Below are 14,301 nucleotides of genomic sequence, written 5' to 3' on the forward strand. Positions count from 1 at the left end.
GCACCCGGTGAAGGTCGGCGCGATCATCGAACCCCGGTTGCCGGGCGCAATCCAGTTCGCCGTCGAGGCGGAGCGGCTCGGCGTCGACTCGTTGTGGACGCCCGAGGTGTGGGGCTACGACGCGTTGACCGGGCTCGCGTACGTAGCCGCCAAGACGTCGACGATCAAACTGGGAACCTTTGTGGTGCAACTGGGTTCGCGAAGCCCCGCGATGCTCGCGACGTCGGCGCTGAGCCTGCAGGAGTTGTCGGACGGCAGGTTCCTGCTGGGCGTCGGCACGTCGGGGCCGCGGGTGATGGAGGGTTGGCACGGCGTGCGGTTCCACAAGCCGGTGGAGACCACCAAGGAAACCATCGAGATCGTCCGGATCATCAGCCGCGGAGACCGACTCGAGCATCCCGGCGAGATCTACCCGCTGCCGCTGCCGGACAGCAGCGGGGCGGCGCTGAGGCCGCAGGTCCGGCCAAGGCACGTGCCGGTGTACGTGGCCGCCATGGGTCCGCGCAACCTGCGCCTGACCGGCGAAATGGCCGACGGGTGGCTGGGCAATGCGTTCATCCCGGAAGCGGCGGAGGTGTTCCTCGAGCCGCTGCGCGAGGGCGCGCAGCAGGCGGGGCGGAGCTTGGCGGACCTGGATCTGGTGGCGCCGGTCGCGGTCGAGTTCCACGACGACGAAGCGGCCGCCTCGGCCGCCGCGCGCAGGCATGCGGAGGGTTATGCGTTCACGATCGGGGCGATGGGCGTCAAGGGCCGCAACTTCTACAACGACGCGTTCACCCGGTTGGGTTATGGCGACGAGGTCGCCAGGGTGGCCGAGCTGTGGCAGAGCGGACAGCGGGACGAGGCGCGGCGGGCGGTGCCGCTCGACCTCGGTCGGCTGACGAATCTGGTTGGCACACAAGAGCAGATCGAGCAGCGACTGAAGCTGTATCGAGAAGCGGGCATCAGCACGCTGCTGGCGAAGATCGAGGGCGACTATGGGTCGCACCTCGCGACGTTGAAGCGGTTGCTCGCCGCGGTCGGCTAGATGGCCATCGGTTGGCCGTCGGTGCCGTGCCAGGCGTCGGCGGCATCCTGCAACGGCAGGCCCAGGGCGTTGCACAGTCCGATCACGGTGCCGAAGCTCGGGCTCGGCAGCCGTCCGACCTCGATCTTGCGCAGCGTCTCGGGGGAGATGCCCGCGTTGCGCGCAATGGTCTCCGGGTCGCGTCCGGCCCGGGCCGTCCTGATCAGCGCGCCGAGGCGTTGGCCTGCTCGCACCTGCTCGGGGCTCAGCGGTACACGCACCATGCCGTTAGCATAGCGGTATAAAAATACCGTGCTGGATGGATGTGGCAGATGATCGAACTGAAGACGGCGGCCGAGATCGACAAGATGGCAGTCACCGGGGCGTTCGTCGCGGAGACGCTGGCGACGCTGTCGGCCGAGGCGGAGCCCGGGGTGAATCTGATGCAGCTCGAGCATCACGCCCGCGAGCTGATCGCCGCGCGCGGTGCGACGTCGTGCTACTGGGACTACGCGCCGTCGTTCGGGCGCGGCCCGTTCAAGAACGTGATCTGCCTGTCGGTCAATGATGCTGTGCTGCACGGGCTTCCGCGCGATTACGTGTTGCGCGACGGCGACGTGTTAAGTCTTGATTTCGCGGTGTCGATCGACGGTTGGGTGGCCGATGCCGCGGTGACGGTGATCGTCGGCGAGGCGGCCGACGAGGAGGACAAGGCGCTGGTCGCCTCGACGCGCAGGGCGTTGGACGCGGCGGTGGCGGCGGCGGTGCCCGGTGGTCGACTCGGCGACATCTCGGCGGCCATCGGGGAGGTCGCTGCCGACGCCGGATATCGGGTGAACACCGAATTCGGCGGCCATGGCCTCGGGCGGACCATGCACGAGGATCCGCACGTGCCCAACCTCGGGCGGCGCGGGCGTGGGCTGCTGCTGCAGCCGGGGATGACGCTGGCGCTCGAGCCGTGGTGGGCGCGCGGCAGTAATCGGCTGGTGATGGATCCGGACGGGTGGACGCTGCGGTCGGCGGACGGGTCGAACACCGCGCACTCTGAACACACCATCGCGATCACCGAATCCGGCCCGCGTGTGCTCACCGCCGCGTACGCCCGCGCGTAGTCAGGTCAGTTGTCGCTCGGTACGTGGGCACTTTCGCATACGGCCTCCCAGAAGTCAGAGGCCGCCGAGATCGTCGGGCACATCGACGGCATGCTCCCGAAGGGCCGCCAACGGCACCACGTCCAGCGTGCGCTCATGGGTGCTGGCCAGCACTACCGGAGCGGCGCATTCGTCCCGATAGGCGCGGAACCAATTGGCCGCGGTGACGCACCAGCGGTCGCCCGGCGTCAGGCCGGGAAAGCGGTACTCAGGCCGCGGTGTCGACAGATCGTTGCCGATCGACCGCTGATGTTCCAGGAACTCCGCGGTCACCACGGCACAGATCGTGTGCCTGCCGATGTCCTCCGGACCCGTCGAGCAGCAGCCGTCGCGGTAGAAACCGGTCATCGGCTCGGTCCCGCACGGCTGAAGCGGTTCACCGAGCACATTGATCTCAGAGGTCTCGGACATCAGGCAGGCGTCAGCTTCACCGCCCGCAGCGGTTCCCGTTCGGCCGCTTCCCTGAACTCGTCGACCGTCGGGATGCGGCCGTCCCGGAACTGCAGCCCCATCATCCGCTGCGCGCGCCTGACGCCGTAGGTCTCGGCGACCTTGTGCGCCAATTCCGCGACGGCCCCGGGATCTTCGATGAGCTCACCGTGCATGGCCTTCATCGTGCCGTCGTGCAGCACTTCGGCGAGCGCCCCGTTGCGGAAGTTCTTCGTCCACGCCGCGCCGGCGAGCGCATAGAGCGTGTTGTCAATTCGGTGCGCGCTCACTGGAATCGAGTACCGATTGCCCGACTTGCGGCCCGTGAAGTTCAGCACCATCAGCTGCTTGCGGGCGGCGCCGGCAAGCGGGGTGCGCAGCAAGAACTTCAGCGCGGGGTTGACCGCGCGGAGAAGCCGCTCAGGCGGATGCGATGAGGTAACCGCTGGTGACTGTTCTGGCATGAGCTCACGGTAGGACTACCGCGGCGCGTGTGGGGCGCGATTCACCGGCGACCGGTTCTGCCGTCCTCCCGGACCAAGTCGACGATCTCGCGGTTCCACGCGTTGTACCGTGCGTGCCTCAGGCCGCCGTTGACCAGTACGACCATCAGGGCTGCGACGCCGGCCGCGCACAACCAGAGTCCGACCGCGGCGACGACGGCGTCGGCGCCTGCTTGCCACGACTGCGCGGGCGGGCTGACCTGCCGACCGTCCTTGTCGACCCAGATGTCAACCTTCGAACCGTCTTTCACGGGTGCGTGGTAGGTGACCAGCCCGGCGGTCTCGACGTCACCGGCTTGCCAGCGGGCCTCCACGCGTGCCGCGGTGCCCCGAGGGTTCGGCTTGCTGTCGGCCGTCGCGGTGGCGGCGACCCGGTGCCGGTCGAGTTTCTGCGCGGCGTACATCTTGGCGTGTTCGTCGTGAACCGCGGTGCCGACTGCGCCTGCGAACGGAATGACGGCCAGCAATGCCACGACGGCGACGGCCAGCACAGCGACCTCGACGCGGTCAGAGGAGCGAACCAGCGGGTTACGGCCTCGCACCTGGGCTAATCGCCACCGCCACCAGGCCACTGTCAACCACTGCATGACACACCCCTCCTCGGTCACTCGCGCACCGAGGTGTGGATAGACCAGACTTGGAAACTCAAACCCAACCGCGCCGCCCCGCTGAGACGTGGACACCGCCATCTTAGCGTTGACTTACTTGCAATTGGCCTGTATATGACGAGCGCCACGACTTTCTGGCAAACGTGATGTAGCTTCAAACGGCACAGCGGGGACAGCCGCTGCCTAGGAGTAAGCGGTGGATGCGACACCATTCGGGCACTATCAACTGCAAAAGCTGATCGGCCGGGGCGGTATGGGAGAGGTCTACCGCGCCTACGACACCAAGACCGACCGTATCGTCGCGCTCAAGGTACTTCCCCATCATCTGGCCGAGGACGCCACGTTTCAGCAGCGGTTTCGCCGCGAATCGCAGGCCGCCGCGGGCCTGAGCGACCCGCACGTGGTACCCATCCACGGTTACGGCGAGATCGACGGCCGACTCTATCTGGACATGCGGCTGATCGAGGGCCGCAACCTCGGCACCATGCTCGAGGAGGCCGAGGGCAAACCGCTCGGGGCGGCCTTCGCGGTCAACGTCGTCGAGCAGGTGGCCACGGCGTTGGATGCCGCGCACAGTGCCGGCCTGATCCACCGCGACGTCAAACCGTCGAACATCCTGATCACCGAGCGCGACTTCGTGTACCTGATCGACTTCGGGCTGGCCCGCACCGCGGGGGAAAAGGGCCTGACGACGGCGGGCAACACGCTCGGCACGCTGGCCTACATGGCGCCGGAGCGGTTCGAGGGCGCCCAGATCGATCCGCGCGCCGACATCTACGCGCTGACGTGTGTGCTCTACGAGTGCATCACCGGGCAGCGGCCGTATCCCGCGGAGAGCTACGAGCAGCAGATCAAGGGGCACATGGTGGCGCCGCCGCCGAAGCCGTCGACGCTGGACCCGAAGTTGTCGGCGTTCGACGACGTGATCGCCAAGGGCATGGCCAAGAAGCCGGTGAAGCGGTATCAGACCGCAGGCGAGTTGGCGGCCGCGGCCAGGCGTGCGCTGGAGACGCCGGTGCGGTCGACGGGTCGCTCGGGCAAGCACTCCAAACAACGATCGGCAGGGGGCATGTCGCGGCGCGCGCTGGCGATCGCCGCATCGGTGGTGTTACTCGCCGCGCTCGGCACGTTCGCGGTGTGGCAGTGGGCAGGCTCGCGGGGCAGCGACACCAAGCCCGCCGGCGTGGCCGAGAGTTCGGCGACCCCGGCACCGGTGTCCGGCGCGGTGCCCGAGATCGCGGCGACGGTGCCCGAGGCGATCAAGTCGACCGGCCGACTGGTGATCGGCGTCAACGTCCCTTATGCGCCAAATGAATTCAAGGACTCGTCGGGTCAGATCGTCGGCTTCGATGTCGACCTGATGAACGCGGTCGCCAAGACGCTGGGGCTCAAACCCGATTACCGCGAGACGGGTTTCGAGGCGATCATTCCGTCGATCCGCGCCGGCGACTTCAACATCGGGATGTCGTCGTTCACCGACACCAAGGAACGCGAAGGCTCCGCGGACTTCGTCACCTACTTCCAGGCGGGCACGCTGTGGGCGCAGAAGGTCGGCGCAGGCGTCGATCCGGACAACGCGTGCGGGCTGCGCGTCGGCGTGCAGTACGCGACGATCCAAGAGACCGAAGAGATTCCGGCGAAGAGCCAGGCGTGCACCGAGGCGGGCAATGCGGCCATCGAGAAGGTCGTCTACGTCAGCCAGGACGACTTGAACACCGCGCTGATCGGCGGGGAAGTCGATGCGATGTCGGCGGATTCGCCTGCGACGGGTTTCGCCGTCAAGACGTCGGGCGGCGTGCTGGAGCCCGCAGGCGAGATCTTCGACACCGCCCCCTACGGATGGCCGGTGGCCAAGGATTCGGGGCTCGCGGAACCGCTGAAGCGGGCACTTGAGCATGTGATCCAGACGGGGGAGTACCGCACGATCGCCACGATGTGGGGTGTGGAGAAGGGCATGATCACCTCGCCAGTGATCAACGGGGCGATTCGCTGACACATCGTCGGGGTGTAGATTGGTGGTAGGCCGCCGTTCGCCCGACGCACGATCTCGGCCGAACCGACATGGTTAAGGACCAGGCTATGGAATCGTCCGATTTGTTTTCGCATCCCTATGTGCCCGAAGCGGTTTCGAACAAGGAATCGTCTGCCGACCCAGTGCAGGCTCCCGTGTTCTCGGACCGCCCTGACTCGACTGCTGATACGCCGCCGTCGTCATGAACGGCTTGACCGGGACGCGGCGGTTGGCCCGTCCCGTCAGGCTGGCGCTCGCCCAACATCTGGGCTCTGACATCGACGGGGCGTGGTGGCCGTATACGTCGTCGCTCGCTGACGAACTGCCCCAACTGATCAGCGTTTTGCACAAACCGCTCGGCGAAATCGTCGACATCTGCATCAACTGGTCGGCCGTGCAGGGGCCGCGGGAACTCTACGAAAGCGTGTCCGGACCCAAAACGGCGCGCGTCGGCCATCCGGGACGTCAGCGCCTGATGGTCGTCGAGGGCCGCCTCGGCTGCGCGAATCTGCTTGTGGTGCCGCACATGACGTCGCAGCCGCTGGGCGTCATGGTGATGCGGTGCGCGGCCGCGAGGTCGTTCTCGAGTGCCGAACGTGACACCGAACTCTTCGAGATCGCGGAATGCGTGATGCGCGCTGCGCAACTCGAAAGTGCTTCGTGGACAACCCGTATGCGCGCTGGCGCCGTTCCTTCGCAGGAGGCCTAGAAACGCCAATGGGCTGGCACGGAGTTATCCGTACCAGCCCATTGTGAAGTCTGGGTCGCTCACACGGAGGAGACGCGTACCGCCTGGGGGCCCTTGGCTCCCTGCTCGACCTCGAATTGGACGCGCTGGTTTTCCTCGAGGGTGCGGAAGCCGCTGCCCTGGATCTCGGAAAAGTGCACGAAGACATCCTTCGCGCCGTCGTCAGGCGTGATGAAGCCGAAGCCCTTGTCGCCGTTGAACCACTTCACAGTTCCCTGTGCCATTTACTTACTTCTTCCATTTCAAATGCGGATGTACCAAAAACATCCGCGCATCACGGTAGCAGGGCCGGTCAGACGGCGCTGCGTTGTGAAGTTCTTGCGCCGTGACCGCGACGACGACGTGCGGACCCCGATCGACGCGGCCGCGTCGGATTGGGCGTTTGCGCCGCCGCCTTGGGTGCGGGCGCCCGATAGGGGGCGCGTTCGCCCGCCACCGCATCCACGGCGGCCGATTCGGCCGTCACTTCCTGCGGCGTGACGCGAATGCCTGCCCGACGCAACAGCGCCTGCGTTTCGCGGCGTTGCTCGGGCAACACGACAGTCACCACATCGCCCGAGTTACCGGCCCGCGCGGTCCTGCCGGACCGGTGCAGATACGCCTTGTGCTCGGCGGGCGGATCGATGTGGACCACCAACTCGATCCCGTCGACGTGCACGCCGCGCGCGGCGATGTCGGTGGCGACCAGCACCCGTACGTCGCCTGCAGAGAACGCGGCGAGGTTACGGTCGCGCGCCGGCTGGGAAAGGTTGCCGTGCAAGTCAACTGCGGGCACGCCGGACTCGGTGAGCTGTTTGGCGAGCTTGCGCGCCTGATGTTTGGTGCGCATGAACAGGATTCGGCGTTCGCTGCCGGACGCCAGCCGGTGCACCAGTTCCTTCTTGGCCTGGACGCCCGCGACGTGGAACACGTGGTGTGTCATCGCGGGCACCGGCGAATCGGCGGTGTCGACGGAGTGCAGCACCTCGTTGCGCAGGAAGCGTTTGACGAGTTTGTCGACGCCGTTGTCCAGGGTGGCGGAGAACAGCAACCGCTGCCCGCCGCTCGGGGTCGCGGCCAGGATGCGGGTCACACCGGGCAGGAACCCGAGGTCCGCCATGTGGTCGGCCTCGTCGATGACGGTGATCGCGACCGCGTCGAGACTGATCAGGCGTTGCTTCATCAGGTCCTCGAGTCGGCCGGGGCAGGCCACCACGATGTCGACGCCGGATTTCAGCGCCGCCACCTGCTTGCCCTGCGGCACGCCGCCGAAGATGGTGGTCACCCGCATCTGGTAGGCGGCGGCCAGCGGTTCGAGGGTCGCGGTGATCTGGCTGGCCAGTTCGCGGGTCGGAGCGAGCACCAGGCCCGACGGCTGTGACGCACGTCGCTTGGTGCCGGCCAGCCTACTCACCAGCGGAATGGAGAAGGCCAGCGTCTTGCCGCTGCCCGTCTTGCCCCGGCCCAGCACGTCGCGGCCGGCGAGGGTGTCGGGCAGGGTCTGGATCTGGATGGGAAACGGACTGGTGATGGCGCGCGCAGCGAGCACATCGATCAGTGGTTCGGACACGCCGAGATCGGCAAAAGTGTTGGGAGTACTAATTTTTGGGTGTCTTTCAGAGTCACGAGGTGGCGAGATTGCCGGTGGGCAAAATCGATCGCCGCGATACGAATCGCGCTGATGAGCGCGGGGGGAGGAGAATGTCTCACGACGTATCAGCCGTTGATTTGAACAGCCGACGTTGAGACAAGCATAGCAGGCGCACCTGCGGGTATTCACCGACCACCAGTCGTCGACCGTCAGGAAGCCCTTGTGAGTGACACCAATCAGCGCCAACTCGGCGCGTCGGACAGCCCCATCGAGGACGAGTTGGAGGAAGCGTTCGGCCGCATGATCGACGAGGGCACGCAGCGCCTGCATCGCACGTGGCGAGAGGTGTTGGTGACCGGCTTCTTCGGCGGCACCGAGGTTGCGATGGGGGTGTTGGCGTACCTGTCCGTCCTGCAGGCCACCCATGACCCACTGCTCGCCGGGCTGGCGTTCTCGATCGGATTCCTGGCGCTGATGCTGGGCCGCAGCGAGTTGTTCACCGAAGGCTTCCTGGTGCCCGTCACCACGGTGGTCGCCAAGCGCGCCAGCATCTGGCAGATGCTCAAGCTGTGGGCAGGCACGCTGGTCGCGAATCTCGCGGGCGGATGGGTGCTGATGTGGTTGATCATGCTCGCGTTCCCAAAGCTGCACGAGCAGGTCGTGGAGTCGGCGGGCCATTTCGCGACCGCTCCGATGACGGCGCAGAACATTGCGCTGGCGGTGCTCGGCGGGATGGTCATCACGTTGATGACCCGCATGCAGCACGGCACCGACGCGGTGATCGGCAAGATCGCGGCCGCCGTCGCTGCGGCGTTTCTGCTGGCCGGTTTGCAGTTGTTTCACTCGGTGCTCGACTCGCTGCTGATCTTCGGCGCACTCATCACCGGGGACGCGCCGTTCGGTTATCTCGATTGGCTGCGCTGGTTCGGCTATACCGTGGTCGGAAACGTGGTTGGCGGCCTGGTCCTGGTGACGCTGTTGCGCCTGCTGCGGAGTAAGGATCGTTTGGAGGAGGAGCGTGTCGCCGCCGACAACTGATCGCCCGCGACGCGCGCCGCTGACGTTCCTGTGGTTGCTCATCCTGTTCATCACCACCCGGATGCAGCGATCGGCGGGCCGGTGGGGTTCGCGTCGGCTGCAGCGTGAGCACTCCACCAATCTGCACCGGCTGCGAACCGAACCGCTCCGAGTGCTGGCCACCAGCCTGTTCTGGCTCGACGACCGCAGGTGGTGGCCGTACGTGCCGGTGTTCGCGGGCGTCGTCGCGCCGGCCGAATGTCGATTGGGTTGGTGGCGTTGGCTTTTCGTCGGGTTGGCGGCGCACACCGTCGGAACGTACGTCGGGCAGGGGTATCTGCGGCTGTTGATCCGGATGGGCCGGGCGCCGACGCGGTTGGTCGCGGCGCGTGACGTCGGGGTGAGCTACTTCCTTCTCGGGGTGGCGGGCACGCTGTCCGGATATGTGCGCACGCCGTGGCGGTTGCGCTGCCAAGGTGCGGCGGTCGCGGCGCTGACGGCCAATGTCGTTGTCAGGCCGACGTTCACGGAGGTCGGACACCTGACGGCGTTTCTCGTCGGGTTGGCGGCGATACCGCTGGCGCCCGACCGTGAACAGCCTCAGCGCACGATGATCGTGCGCTCGCGCTGAGGGACAAGCTCACCGATGATCGGCGCGCCGGGAATCTCGCCCGCCACCAACAGCCCACCAGATGTCTGCGCATCGGCCAGCAGCAGCGCTTCGTCGTCGCTGACCGCCGACAGGTCGACGTGCGGGCGCACCCAGTCGAGGTTGCGCCTGGTGCCGCCGCTGACATAACCGTCCTTCAACGCATCCCGTGCACCGTCGATGTACGGCACCGCCGCGGAGTCGACGACCGCCGTCACGCCGCTGGCGCGGGCCAGCTTGTGCAGATGCCCCAGCAGTCCGTAACCCGTTATATCCGTGGCGCATTCGGCGCCTGCGTCCAGCGCCGCCTGCGAAGCCGCGGCGTTCAGCGTCGTCATCACCTCGATGGCTTCGGCACATACCTCACCGGTCGCCTTGTGCCTGCTGTTGAGCACCCCGATGCCGAGCGGCTTCGTCAACGACAACGGCGTGCCCGGCTTACCGGAGTCGTTGCGCAGCAGCCGGTTCGGGTCCGCGATCCCGGTGACTGCCAGCCCGTATTTGGGTTCGGGATCGTCGACGCTGTGCCCACCGGCGAGGTGGCAGCCGGCCGCGTTGCACACGTCCAGTCCGCCGCGCAACGCCTCGGCGGCCAATTCGAACGGCAGCACGTCGCGCGGCCAGCCCAGCAGGTTGACCGCCACCACGGGACGTCCGCCCATCGCGTACACATCGGACAGCGCGTTGGTCGCGGCGATGCGCCCCCAGTCGTAGGCGTCGTCTACGACGGGGGTGAAAAAGTCCGTCGTCGCGATCAGCGCGCGGTCACCGTCGATGCGCACGGCGGCCGCGTCGTCACCGTCGTCCAGCCCGACCAGCAGTTCGCCGAACGGCTCCCGCGGCCCCGCCGTCGTCAACCCGCGGACCACCTCTTCGAGCTCTCCCGGGGGGATTTTGCAGGCGCAACCGCCGCCGTGTGCGTACTGGGTCAACCGGTATGTCATGGCTCCAGTGTGCTGCCTGCGATGATGTCACCGATGGTCTGGGAGGCGTATCCGGTCTGGTGACCGGCGCGGTCTTCAAAATCGCTGAGCGGCAGGTCCTGTCGCTGGCGGGTTCGATTCCCGTCCGCCTCCGCCATCAGGCCACCCAGACGATGTCGCCGTTCGCGCTGATCCTGGCCCCTTCCGACGGCGGGTGGGCGACGAGTCGGCCGTCGTGCATCAGGTGGCGCACCTGCAGCGAGCAGCGGAGCACCGCCACGTCGGCGACGATGCGGCGGTGACAGCGCCACCACACCGCCTCGCTGCACATCATCGCGGTGTGCTGCCGCTGCGCCTGCTCGACCAACTCCTCGAACGCCTCGGCGAACGGGGTGGTCCTGGTGTATGCGGCGTAGGCCGCGAACTGGCGGACCTTCCACCAGGTGTCCTCGAGCGGCGTGCCCGCGGGTAGCGTCCGACGGCCGCCCAGTCGGGGTTCCCACCGGTACGCCAGGCCGGCGTCGGCGGCCCACGCGGCGATAGCGGTGGATTCCACGTCGGGGTTGTGCCTGCTGTTCGGGTAGCGGCGGATATCGACCAGCGCCTCGACGCCGGCCCCGCGAAGCAGCTTGACCAGCGCGTTTCTGTCGAGCGCGCCGTGGCCCACCGAAGTCAGCACCCCATCGGTATACCCCGAAGCCCGCGACGAGTAGAACGGTGGAATGGACGACTGCCGTCGGCGTGTGCCCCGCACCGATGTGTTGCTCGCCGATCCTCGGCTCGTCGAGGCGGAACGGGCACTCGGCCGCGCACTGGTCAAAAGCATTGTCGCCCAAGCGCAACAGCGGGCGCGCGCCGGTGAGATCGAACCGGAGCAGGTGGCCGATCACGCGGTCGCGGCGTTGCCGGCGGCCGCGGCGAGCCTGCGTCCGGTCATCAACGCCACCGGCGTCGTGGTGCACACCAACCTCGGCCGCGCGCCGCTGTCGCAAGCCGCTGTCGACGCGGTGGTGACCGCCAGCGGGGCGACCGACGTGGAATTCGACCTGGAAACCGGGCGCCGGGCCCGCCGGGGCCGCGGTGCGTTGGCCGCCCTGGCCGGGGCGGTGCCGACCGCCGGTGGCGTGCACGTCGTCAACAACAACGCCGCGGCGCTGCTGCTCACCGCGATGACGCTGGCGCCGGGTAAGGAGATCGTGGTCAGCCGCGGTGAGCTGATCGAGATCGGCGACGGCTTCCGGTTGCCTGAGCTGATGGCCTCGACGGGCGCGCGGATCCGCGAGGTCGGCACCACCAACCGCACCCATTTGCCCGATTACGCCGACGCCATTGGCCCCGACACCGGCTTCGTGCTCAAGGTGCACCCGTCGAATTACCACGTCAGCGGCTTCACCTCGGCCGTCGGCATCACCGAACTCGCCGCGCTGGACGTCCCGCTGGTCGTCGACATCGGCTCGGGCCTGCTCACGCCGCACCCGCTGCTGCCCGACGAACCCGACGCCACCAGCGTGCTGCGCGACGGCGCCGACCTCGTCACCGCCAGCGGCGACAAACTGCTCGGCGGCCCGCAGGCCGGGCTGCTGTTCGGCACGGCCGAGTTGATCGAGCGGCTGCGACGGCATCCGGCGGCCCGGGCGCTGCGGGTCGACAAACTCACGCTTGCCGCGCTGGAGGCGACGCTCGTCGGTCCGCCGCCACCGGTGGCGCAGGCGCTCGACGCCGACGTGGCCGAGTTGCGTGCCCGGGCGCGCCGACTGGCAGCCCAGCTTCCCGGCGCGACGGCCGTCGACTGTGTCGCGGCGGTCGGCGGTGGCGGCGCGCCGAATGTCGAGTTGCCCAGCGCCGCGGTCAGCCTGCCGGAGTCCTGCGCCGCGCCGCTGCGCCTCGGCAGCCCGGCGGTGGTCGGGCGTCTGGAGGCAGGCCGGTGTCTGCTGGACCTGCGCACGGTCGACCCCTCGGACGACGACCGGTTGGTCCAGGCGGTGCGGGCGTGTATGTCGTAGCGACCGCGGGCCACGTCGACCACGGCAAGTCGACGCTGGTGCAGCGGCTCACCGGCATGTGGCCCGACCGGCTCGCAGAAGAACAGCGCCGCGGGCTGACCATCGACCTCGGTTTCGCGTGGACGTCGTTGGGCGGCAAGCAGATCGCGTTCGTCGACGTGCCCGGCCACGAGCGCTTCGTCGCGAACATGCTCGCCGGCGTTGGGGCAGTCGCCCCTAGAAACCCCGTGATGTTCGTCGTGGCGGCCACCGAAGGGTGGATGCCGCAGTCGGAGGAGCACCTCGCCGCGATGCGGGCGTTGGGCGTCCAGCACGTGCTGGTGGTGATCAGCAAGGCCGACCTGGCGGATCCGGCGCGCGCCGTCGCGCAGGTGCATGAACGGCTGCCCGGCGCACCCGTGGTTCTCGGTACCGATATGGATCGGGTTCGAGCACAACTACTTTCACTGGTCGACGGGTTGCCGGTGCCCGACCGTGCCGCCGATGTGCGGTTGTGGGTCGACCGCTCCTTCACCGTGCGCGGGGCGGGCACGGTGGTGACTGGGACGCTCGCGGCGGGCACCATCCGCGTCGGCGACGAACTGGAGCACGCGGGACGACGCGTCACGGTGCGGGGAGTGCAGTCGCTGGGCCGCGACGAAACCGAGGTGGGCGCGGTGGCGCGGGTCGCGGTCAACCTCCGCGGGGTGGACCGCCAACTCATTGGCCGCGGCGACACGTTGCGCACGCCGGGCGCCTGGCTGGACACGGCCGAACTGGACGTCGCGTTACGCGAACCGGGCGAATTGCACCGGGAACTGATGCTGCACGTCGGGTCGGCGGCGGTGCCGGTGTTCGTGCGGTCACTCGGGGAGGCGGCGGCACGGCTGCGGCTCGGGCATGCTCTGCCACTGCGCGTCGGCGATATCGGGTTGTTGCGCGACCCGGGCGAGCATCGCATCGCCGCGGGCATCGAGGTGCTCGACGTGCGACCGCCCGCGTTGCGCCGCCGCGGCGCTGCGCGGGAGCGGGCGGCCGAGTTGGCCACCGGCCGTGCCAGGCCGCCGGCGTGCGCACGCGCAGATGAGTTGCGCGCCATGGGTTTTGAGGCGACGGGGCAACGCGTTGGTGACTGGGTCGTCGACCCGCAGTGGTGGTCGCAGCGGCGTCAGCAGATGACAGCCGCCGTCAAACAGTGGGTGGCCGAGCACGACGTGGCGGCGGGTATGCCGCTGGAGACGGTCAGGCAGCGGACCGGTTTGCCGTCAACCGACCTCGTCGCGCACCTGCTCGACGGCACCGGACTCGAAGTGGTCGACGGCCGCGTCCGCTCACCGGGATCCGGGCTGCCGCCGCGCATCGACAAGGCGCTGCGCACCCTGGAGGAGTGGCTGGCCGCCGAACCGTTCCGGGCGCCCGACGCCGACGAACTCGCGGAGTTGAAGCTGGGCGCACAGGAGTTGGCGGCGGCGGTCCGGGTCGGGCGGCTCACCCGGATCGCCGACGGTGTGGTGCTCGGACCCGACGCATTGGACCGCGCCGCCGACATGTTGCGGTCGCTGCCGCAGCCGTTCACCGTCGCCGAGGCCAAACGGGCGCTGGGCACCACCCGCCGCGTGGCCGTTCCGCTGCTGGAACAGCTTGACGCGCGGCGGATCACGAGGCGAAAAGACGACAGCACGCGGACGGTGGTTTGATCGAGGG

16 protein-coding genes and 1 tRNA gene are annotated in these 14,301 nt (G+C 68.2%); 9 read left to right on the forward strand and 8 right to left on the reverse strand.

Features of this window, described 5'->3' with window-relative positions:
- Nucleotides 1–7: 7 nt before the first annotated feature.
- Nucleotides 8–1,027, forward strand: a complete 1,020-nt coding sequence (locus C1A30_RS08835) for an LLM class flavin-dependent oxidoreductase (protein WP_235009767.1) — start codon at nucleotides 8–10, stop codon at nucleotides 1,025–1,027.
- Here the strand turns inward: C1A30_RS08835 and C1A30_RS08840 are convergent.
- A complete protein-coding gene (locus tag C1A30_RS08840; protein WP_101947906.1) occupies nucleotides 1,024–1,290 on the reverse strand; it encodes a helix-turn-helix transcriptional regulator in 267 nt (88 codons plus the stop codon). The two genes, C1A30_RS08835 and C1A30_RS08840, sit on opposite strands and share 4 nt — an antisense overlap.
- Before the next feature lie 48 nt (nucleotides 1,291–1,338).
- Between C1A30_RS08840 and map the strand changes: the two genes are divergently transcribed.
- Nucleotides 1,339–2,118, forward strand: coding sequence for a type I methionyl aminopeptidase (gene map / locus C1A30_RS08845; protein ID WP_101950068.1), 780 nt, complete (start codon nucleotides 1,339–1,341; stop codon nucleotides 2,116–2,118).
- 54 nt (nucleotides 2,119–2,172) lie between these two features.
- On the opposite strand, the gene C1A30_RS08850 is transcribed toward map, so the two are convergent.
- From C1A30_RS08850 to C1A30_RS08860, 3 genes are read right to left on the reverse strand one after another with little or no spacing between them, the layout of a single operon-like run.
- On the reverse strand, nucleotides 2,173–2,568 hold the full coding sequence (locus C1A30_RS08850) for a DUF2237 family protein (RefSeq protein WP_101947907.1): 396 nt from the start codon (nucleotides 2,566–2,568) through the stop codon (nucleotides 2,173–2,175).
- A complete protein-coding gene (locus tag C1A30_RS08855; protein ID WP_101947908.1) occupies nucleotides 2,568–3,050 on the reverse strand; it encodes a hypothetical protein in 483 nt (160 codons plus the stop codon). The genes C1A30_RS08850 and C1A30_RS08855 overlap by 1 nt, the downstream gene beginning before the upstream one ends.
- A 41-nt stretch (nucleotides 3,051–3,091) precedes the next feature.
- The gene (locus C1A30_RS08860; protein ID WP_142392568.1) at nucleotides 3,092–3,676 is read right to left on the reverse strand and encodes a hypothetical protein; all 585 of its coding nucleotides are present in this window, start codon (nucleotides 3,674–3,676) and stop codon (nucleotides 3,092–3,094) included.
- 217 nt (nucleotides 3,677–3,893) lie between these two features.
- Between C1A30_RS08860 and C1A30_RS08865 the strand changes: the two genes are divergently transcribed.
- Both C1A30_RS08865 and C1A30_RS08870 read left to right on the forward strand, forming a co-directional pair.
- Nucleotides 3,894–5,690, forward strand: coding sequence for a bifunctional serine/threonine-protein kinase/transporter substrate-binding domain-containing protein (locus C1A30_RS08865; RefSeq protein WP_101947910.1), 1,797 nt, complete (start codon nucleotides 3,894–3,896; stop codon nucleotides 5,688–5,690).
- Nucleotides 5,691–5,910: 220 nt separating this feature from the next.
- Nucleotides 5,911–6,417, forward strand: a complete 507-nt coding sequence (locus C1A30_RS08870) for a DUF5994 family protein (RefSeq protein WP_101947911.1) — start codon at nucleotides 5,911–5,913, stop codon at nucleotides 6,415–6,417.
- A 59-nt stretch (nucleotides 6,418–6,476) separates the two neighbouring features.
- Here the strand turns inward: C1A30_RS08870 and C1A30_RS08875 are convergent, their stop codons facing one another.
- Together C1A30_RS08875 and C1A30_RS08880 are read right to left on the reverse strand one after the other, a co-directional pair.
- Nucleotides 6,477–6,680, reverse strand: a complete 204-nt coding sequence (locus C1A30_RS08875; RefSeq protein WP_101947912.1) for a cold-shock protein — start codon at nucleotides 6,678–6,680, stop codon at nucleotides 6,477–6,479.
- 68 nt (nucleotides 6,681–6,748) lie between these two features.
- Entirely contained in the window at nucleotides 6,749–8,038 is a 1,290-nt protein-coding gene (locus tag C1A30_RS08880; RefSeq protein WP_101950069.1) for a DEAD/DEAH box helicase, read from the reverse strand.
- A gap of 210 nt (nucleotides 8,039–8,248) precedes the next feature.
- On the opposite strand from C1A30_RS08880, the gene C1A30_RS08885 reads away from it, so the two are divergent.
- Both C1A30_RS08885 and C1A30_RS08890 read left to right on the forward strand, forming a co-directional pair.
- Nucleotides 8,249–9,064 carry a formate/nitrite transporter family protein gene (locus tag C1A30_RS08885; RefSeq protein WP_101947913.1) on the forward strand — a complete coding sequence of 272 codons (816 nt, stop codon included), beginning with the start codon at nucleotides 8,249–8,251 and terminating at the stop codon, nucleotides 9,062–9,064.
- On the forward strand, nucleotides 9,045–9,674 hold the full coding sequence (locus C1A30_RS08890) for a rhomboid-like protein (protein ID WP_101947914.1): 630 nt from the start codon (nucleotides 9,045–9,047) through the stop codon (nucleotides 9,672–9,674). Before C1A30_RS08885 ends, C1A30_RS08890 begins: the two co-directional genes overlap by 20 nt.
- Here the strand turns inward: C1A30_RS08890 and selD are convergent.
- Nucleotides 9,644–10,636, reverse strand: a complete 993-nt coding sequence (gene selD / locus C1A30_RS08895) for a selenide, water dikinase SelD (RefSeq protein ID WP_101947915.1) — start codon at nucleotides 10,634–10,636, stop codon at nucleotides 9,644–9,646. The genes C1A30_RS08890 and selD overlap by 31 nt on opposite strands.
- Before the next feature lie 41 nt (nucleotides 10,637–10,677).
- Here selD and C1A30_RS08900 point away from each other — a divergent pair.
- Nucleotides 10,678–10,772 (forward strand) — tRNA-Sec (locus C1A30_RS08900).
- On the opposite strand, the gene C1A30_RS08905 is transcribed toward C1A30_RS08900, so the two are convergent.
- Nucleotides 10,773–11,294 carry a DUF488 family protein gene (locus tag C1A30_RS08905; protein WP_101947916.1) on the reverse strand — a complete coding sequence of 174 codons (522 nt, stop codon included), beginning with the start codon at nucleotides 11,292–11,294 and terminating at the stop codon, nucleotides 10,773–10,775.
- A 43-nt stretch (nucleotides 11,295–11,337) separates the two neighbouring features.
- Between C1A30_RS08905 and selA the strand changes: the two genes are divergently transcribed.
- Complete coding sequence (gene selA, locus C1A30_RS08910; RefSeq protein ID WP_101947917.1) at nucleotides 11,338–12,618, forward strand: L-seryl-tRNA(Sec) selenium transferase; 1,281 nt, start codon at nucleotides 11,338–11,340, stop codon at nucleotides 12,616–12,618.
- Entirely contained in the window at nucleotides 12,606–14,294 is a 1,689-nt protein-coding gene (locus tag C1A30_RS08915; protein ID WP_101947918.1) for a SelB C-terminal domain-containing protein, read from the forward strand. The genes selA and C1A30_RS08915 overlap by 13 nt, the downstream gene beginning before the upstream one ends.
- The last annotated feature ends 7 nt before the right edge of the window (nucleotides 14,295–14,301 follow it).

The sequence above is a fragment of the Mycobacterium sp. 3519A genome, from assembly GCF_900240945.1.
In the GTDB taxonomy this organism is placed as follows: domain Bacteria; phylum Actinomycetota; class Actinomycetes; order Mycobacteriales; family Mycobacteriaceae; genus Mycobacterium.

Excerpts from the sequence above, each read along its gene's own strand:
- C1A30_RS08840 (WP_101947906.1), bottom strand. The coding sequence starts at position 1,290 with ATGGTGCGTGTACCGCTGAGCCCCGAGCAGGTGCGAGCAGGCCAACGC.
- map (WP_101950068.1), top strand. The coding sequence starts at position 1,339 with ATGATCGAACTGAAGACGGCGGCCGAGATCGACAAGATGGCAGTCACC.
- C1A30_RS08850 (WP_101947907.1), bottom strand. The coding sequence starts at position 2,568 with ATGTCCGAGACCTCTGAGATCAATGTGCTCGGTGAACCGCTTCAGCCG.
- C1A30_RS08855 (WP_101947908.1), bottom strand. The coding sequence starts at position 3,050 with ATGCCAGAACAGTCACCAGCGGTTACCTCATCGCATCCGCCTGAGCGG.
- C1A30_RS08860 (WP_142392568.1), bottom strand. The coding sequence starts at position 3,676 with ATGCAGTGGTTGACAGTGGCCTGGTGGCGGTGGCGATTAGCCCAGGTG.
- C1A30_RS08870 (WP_101947911.1), top strand. The coding sequence starts at position 5,911 with ATGAACGGCTTGACCGGGACGCGGCGGTTGGCCCGTCCCGTCAGGCTG.
- C1A30_RS08875 (WP_101947912.1), bottom strand. The coding sequence starts at position 6,680 with ATGGCACAGGGAACTGTGAAGTGGTTCAACGGCGACAAGGGCTTCGGC.
- selD (WP_101947915.1), bottom strand. The coding sequence starts at position 10,636 with ATGACATACCGGTTGACCCAGTACGCACACGGCGGCGGTTGCGCCTGC.
- selA (WP_101947917.1), top strand. The coding sequence starts at position 11,338 with ATGGACGACTGCCGTCGGCGTGTGCCCCGCACCGATGTGTTGCTCGCC.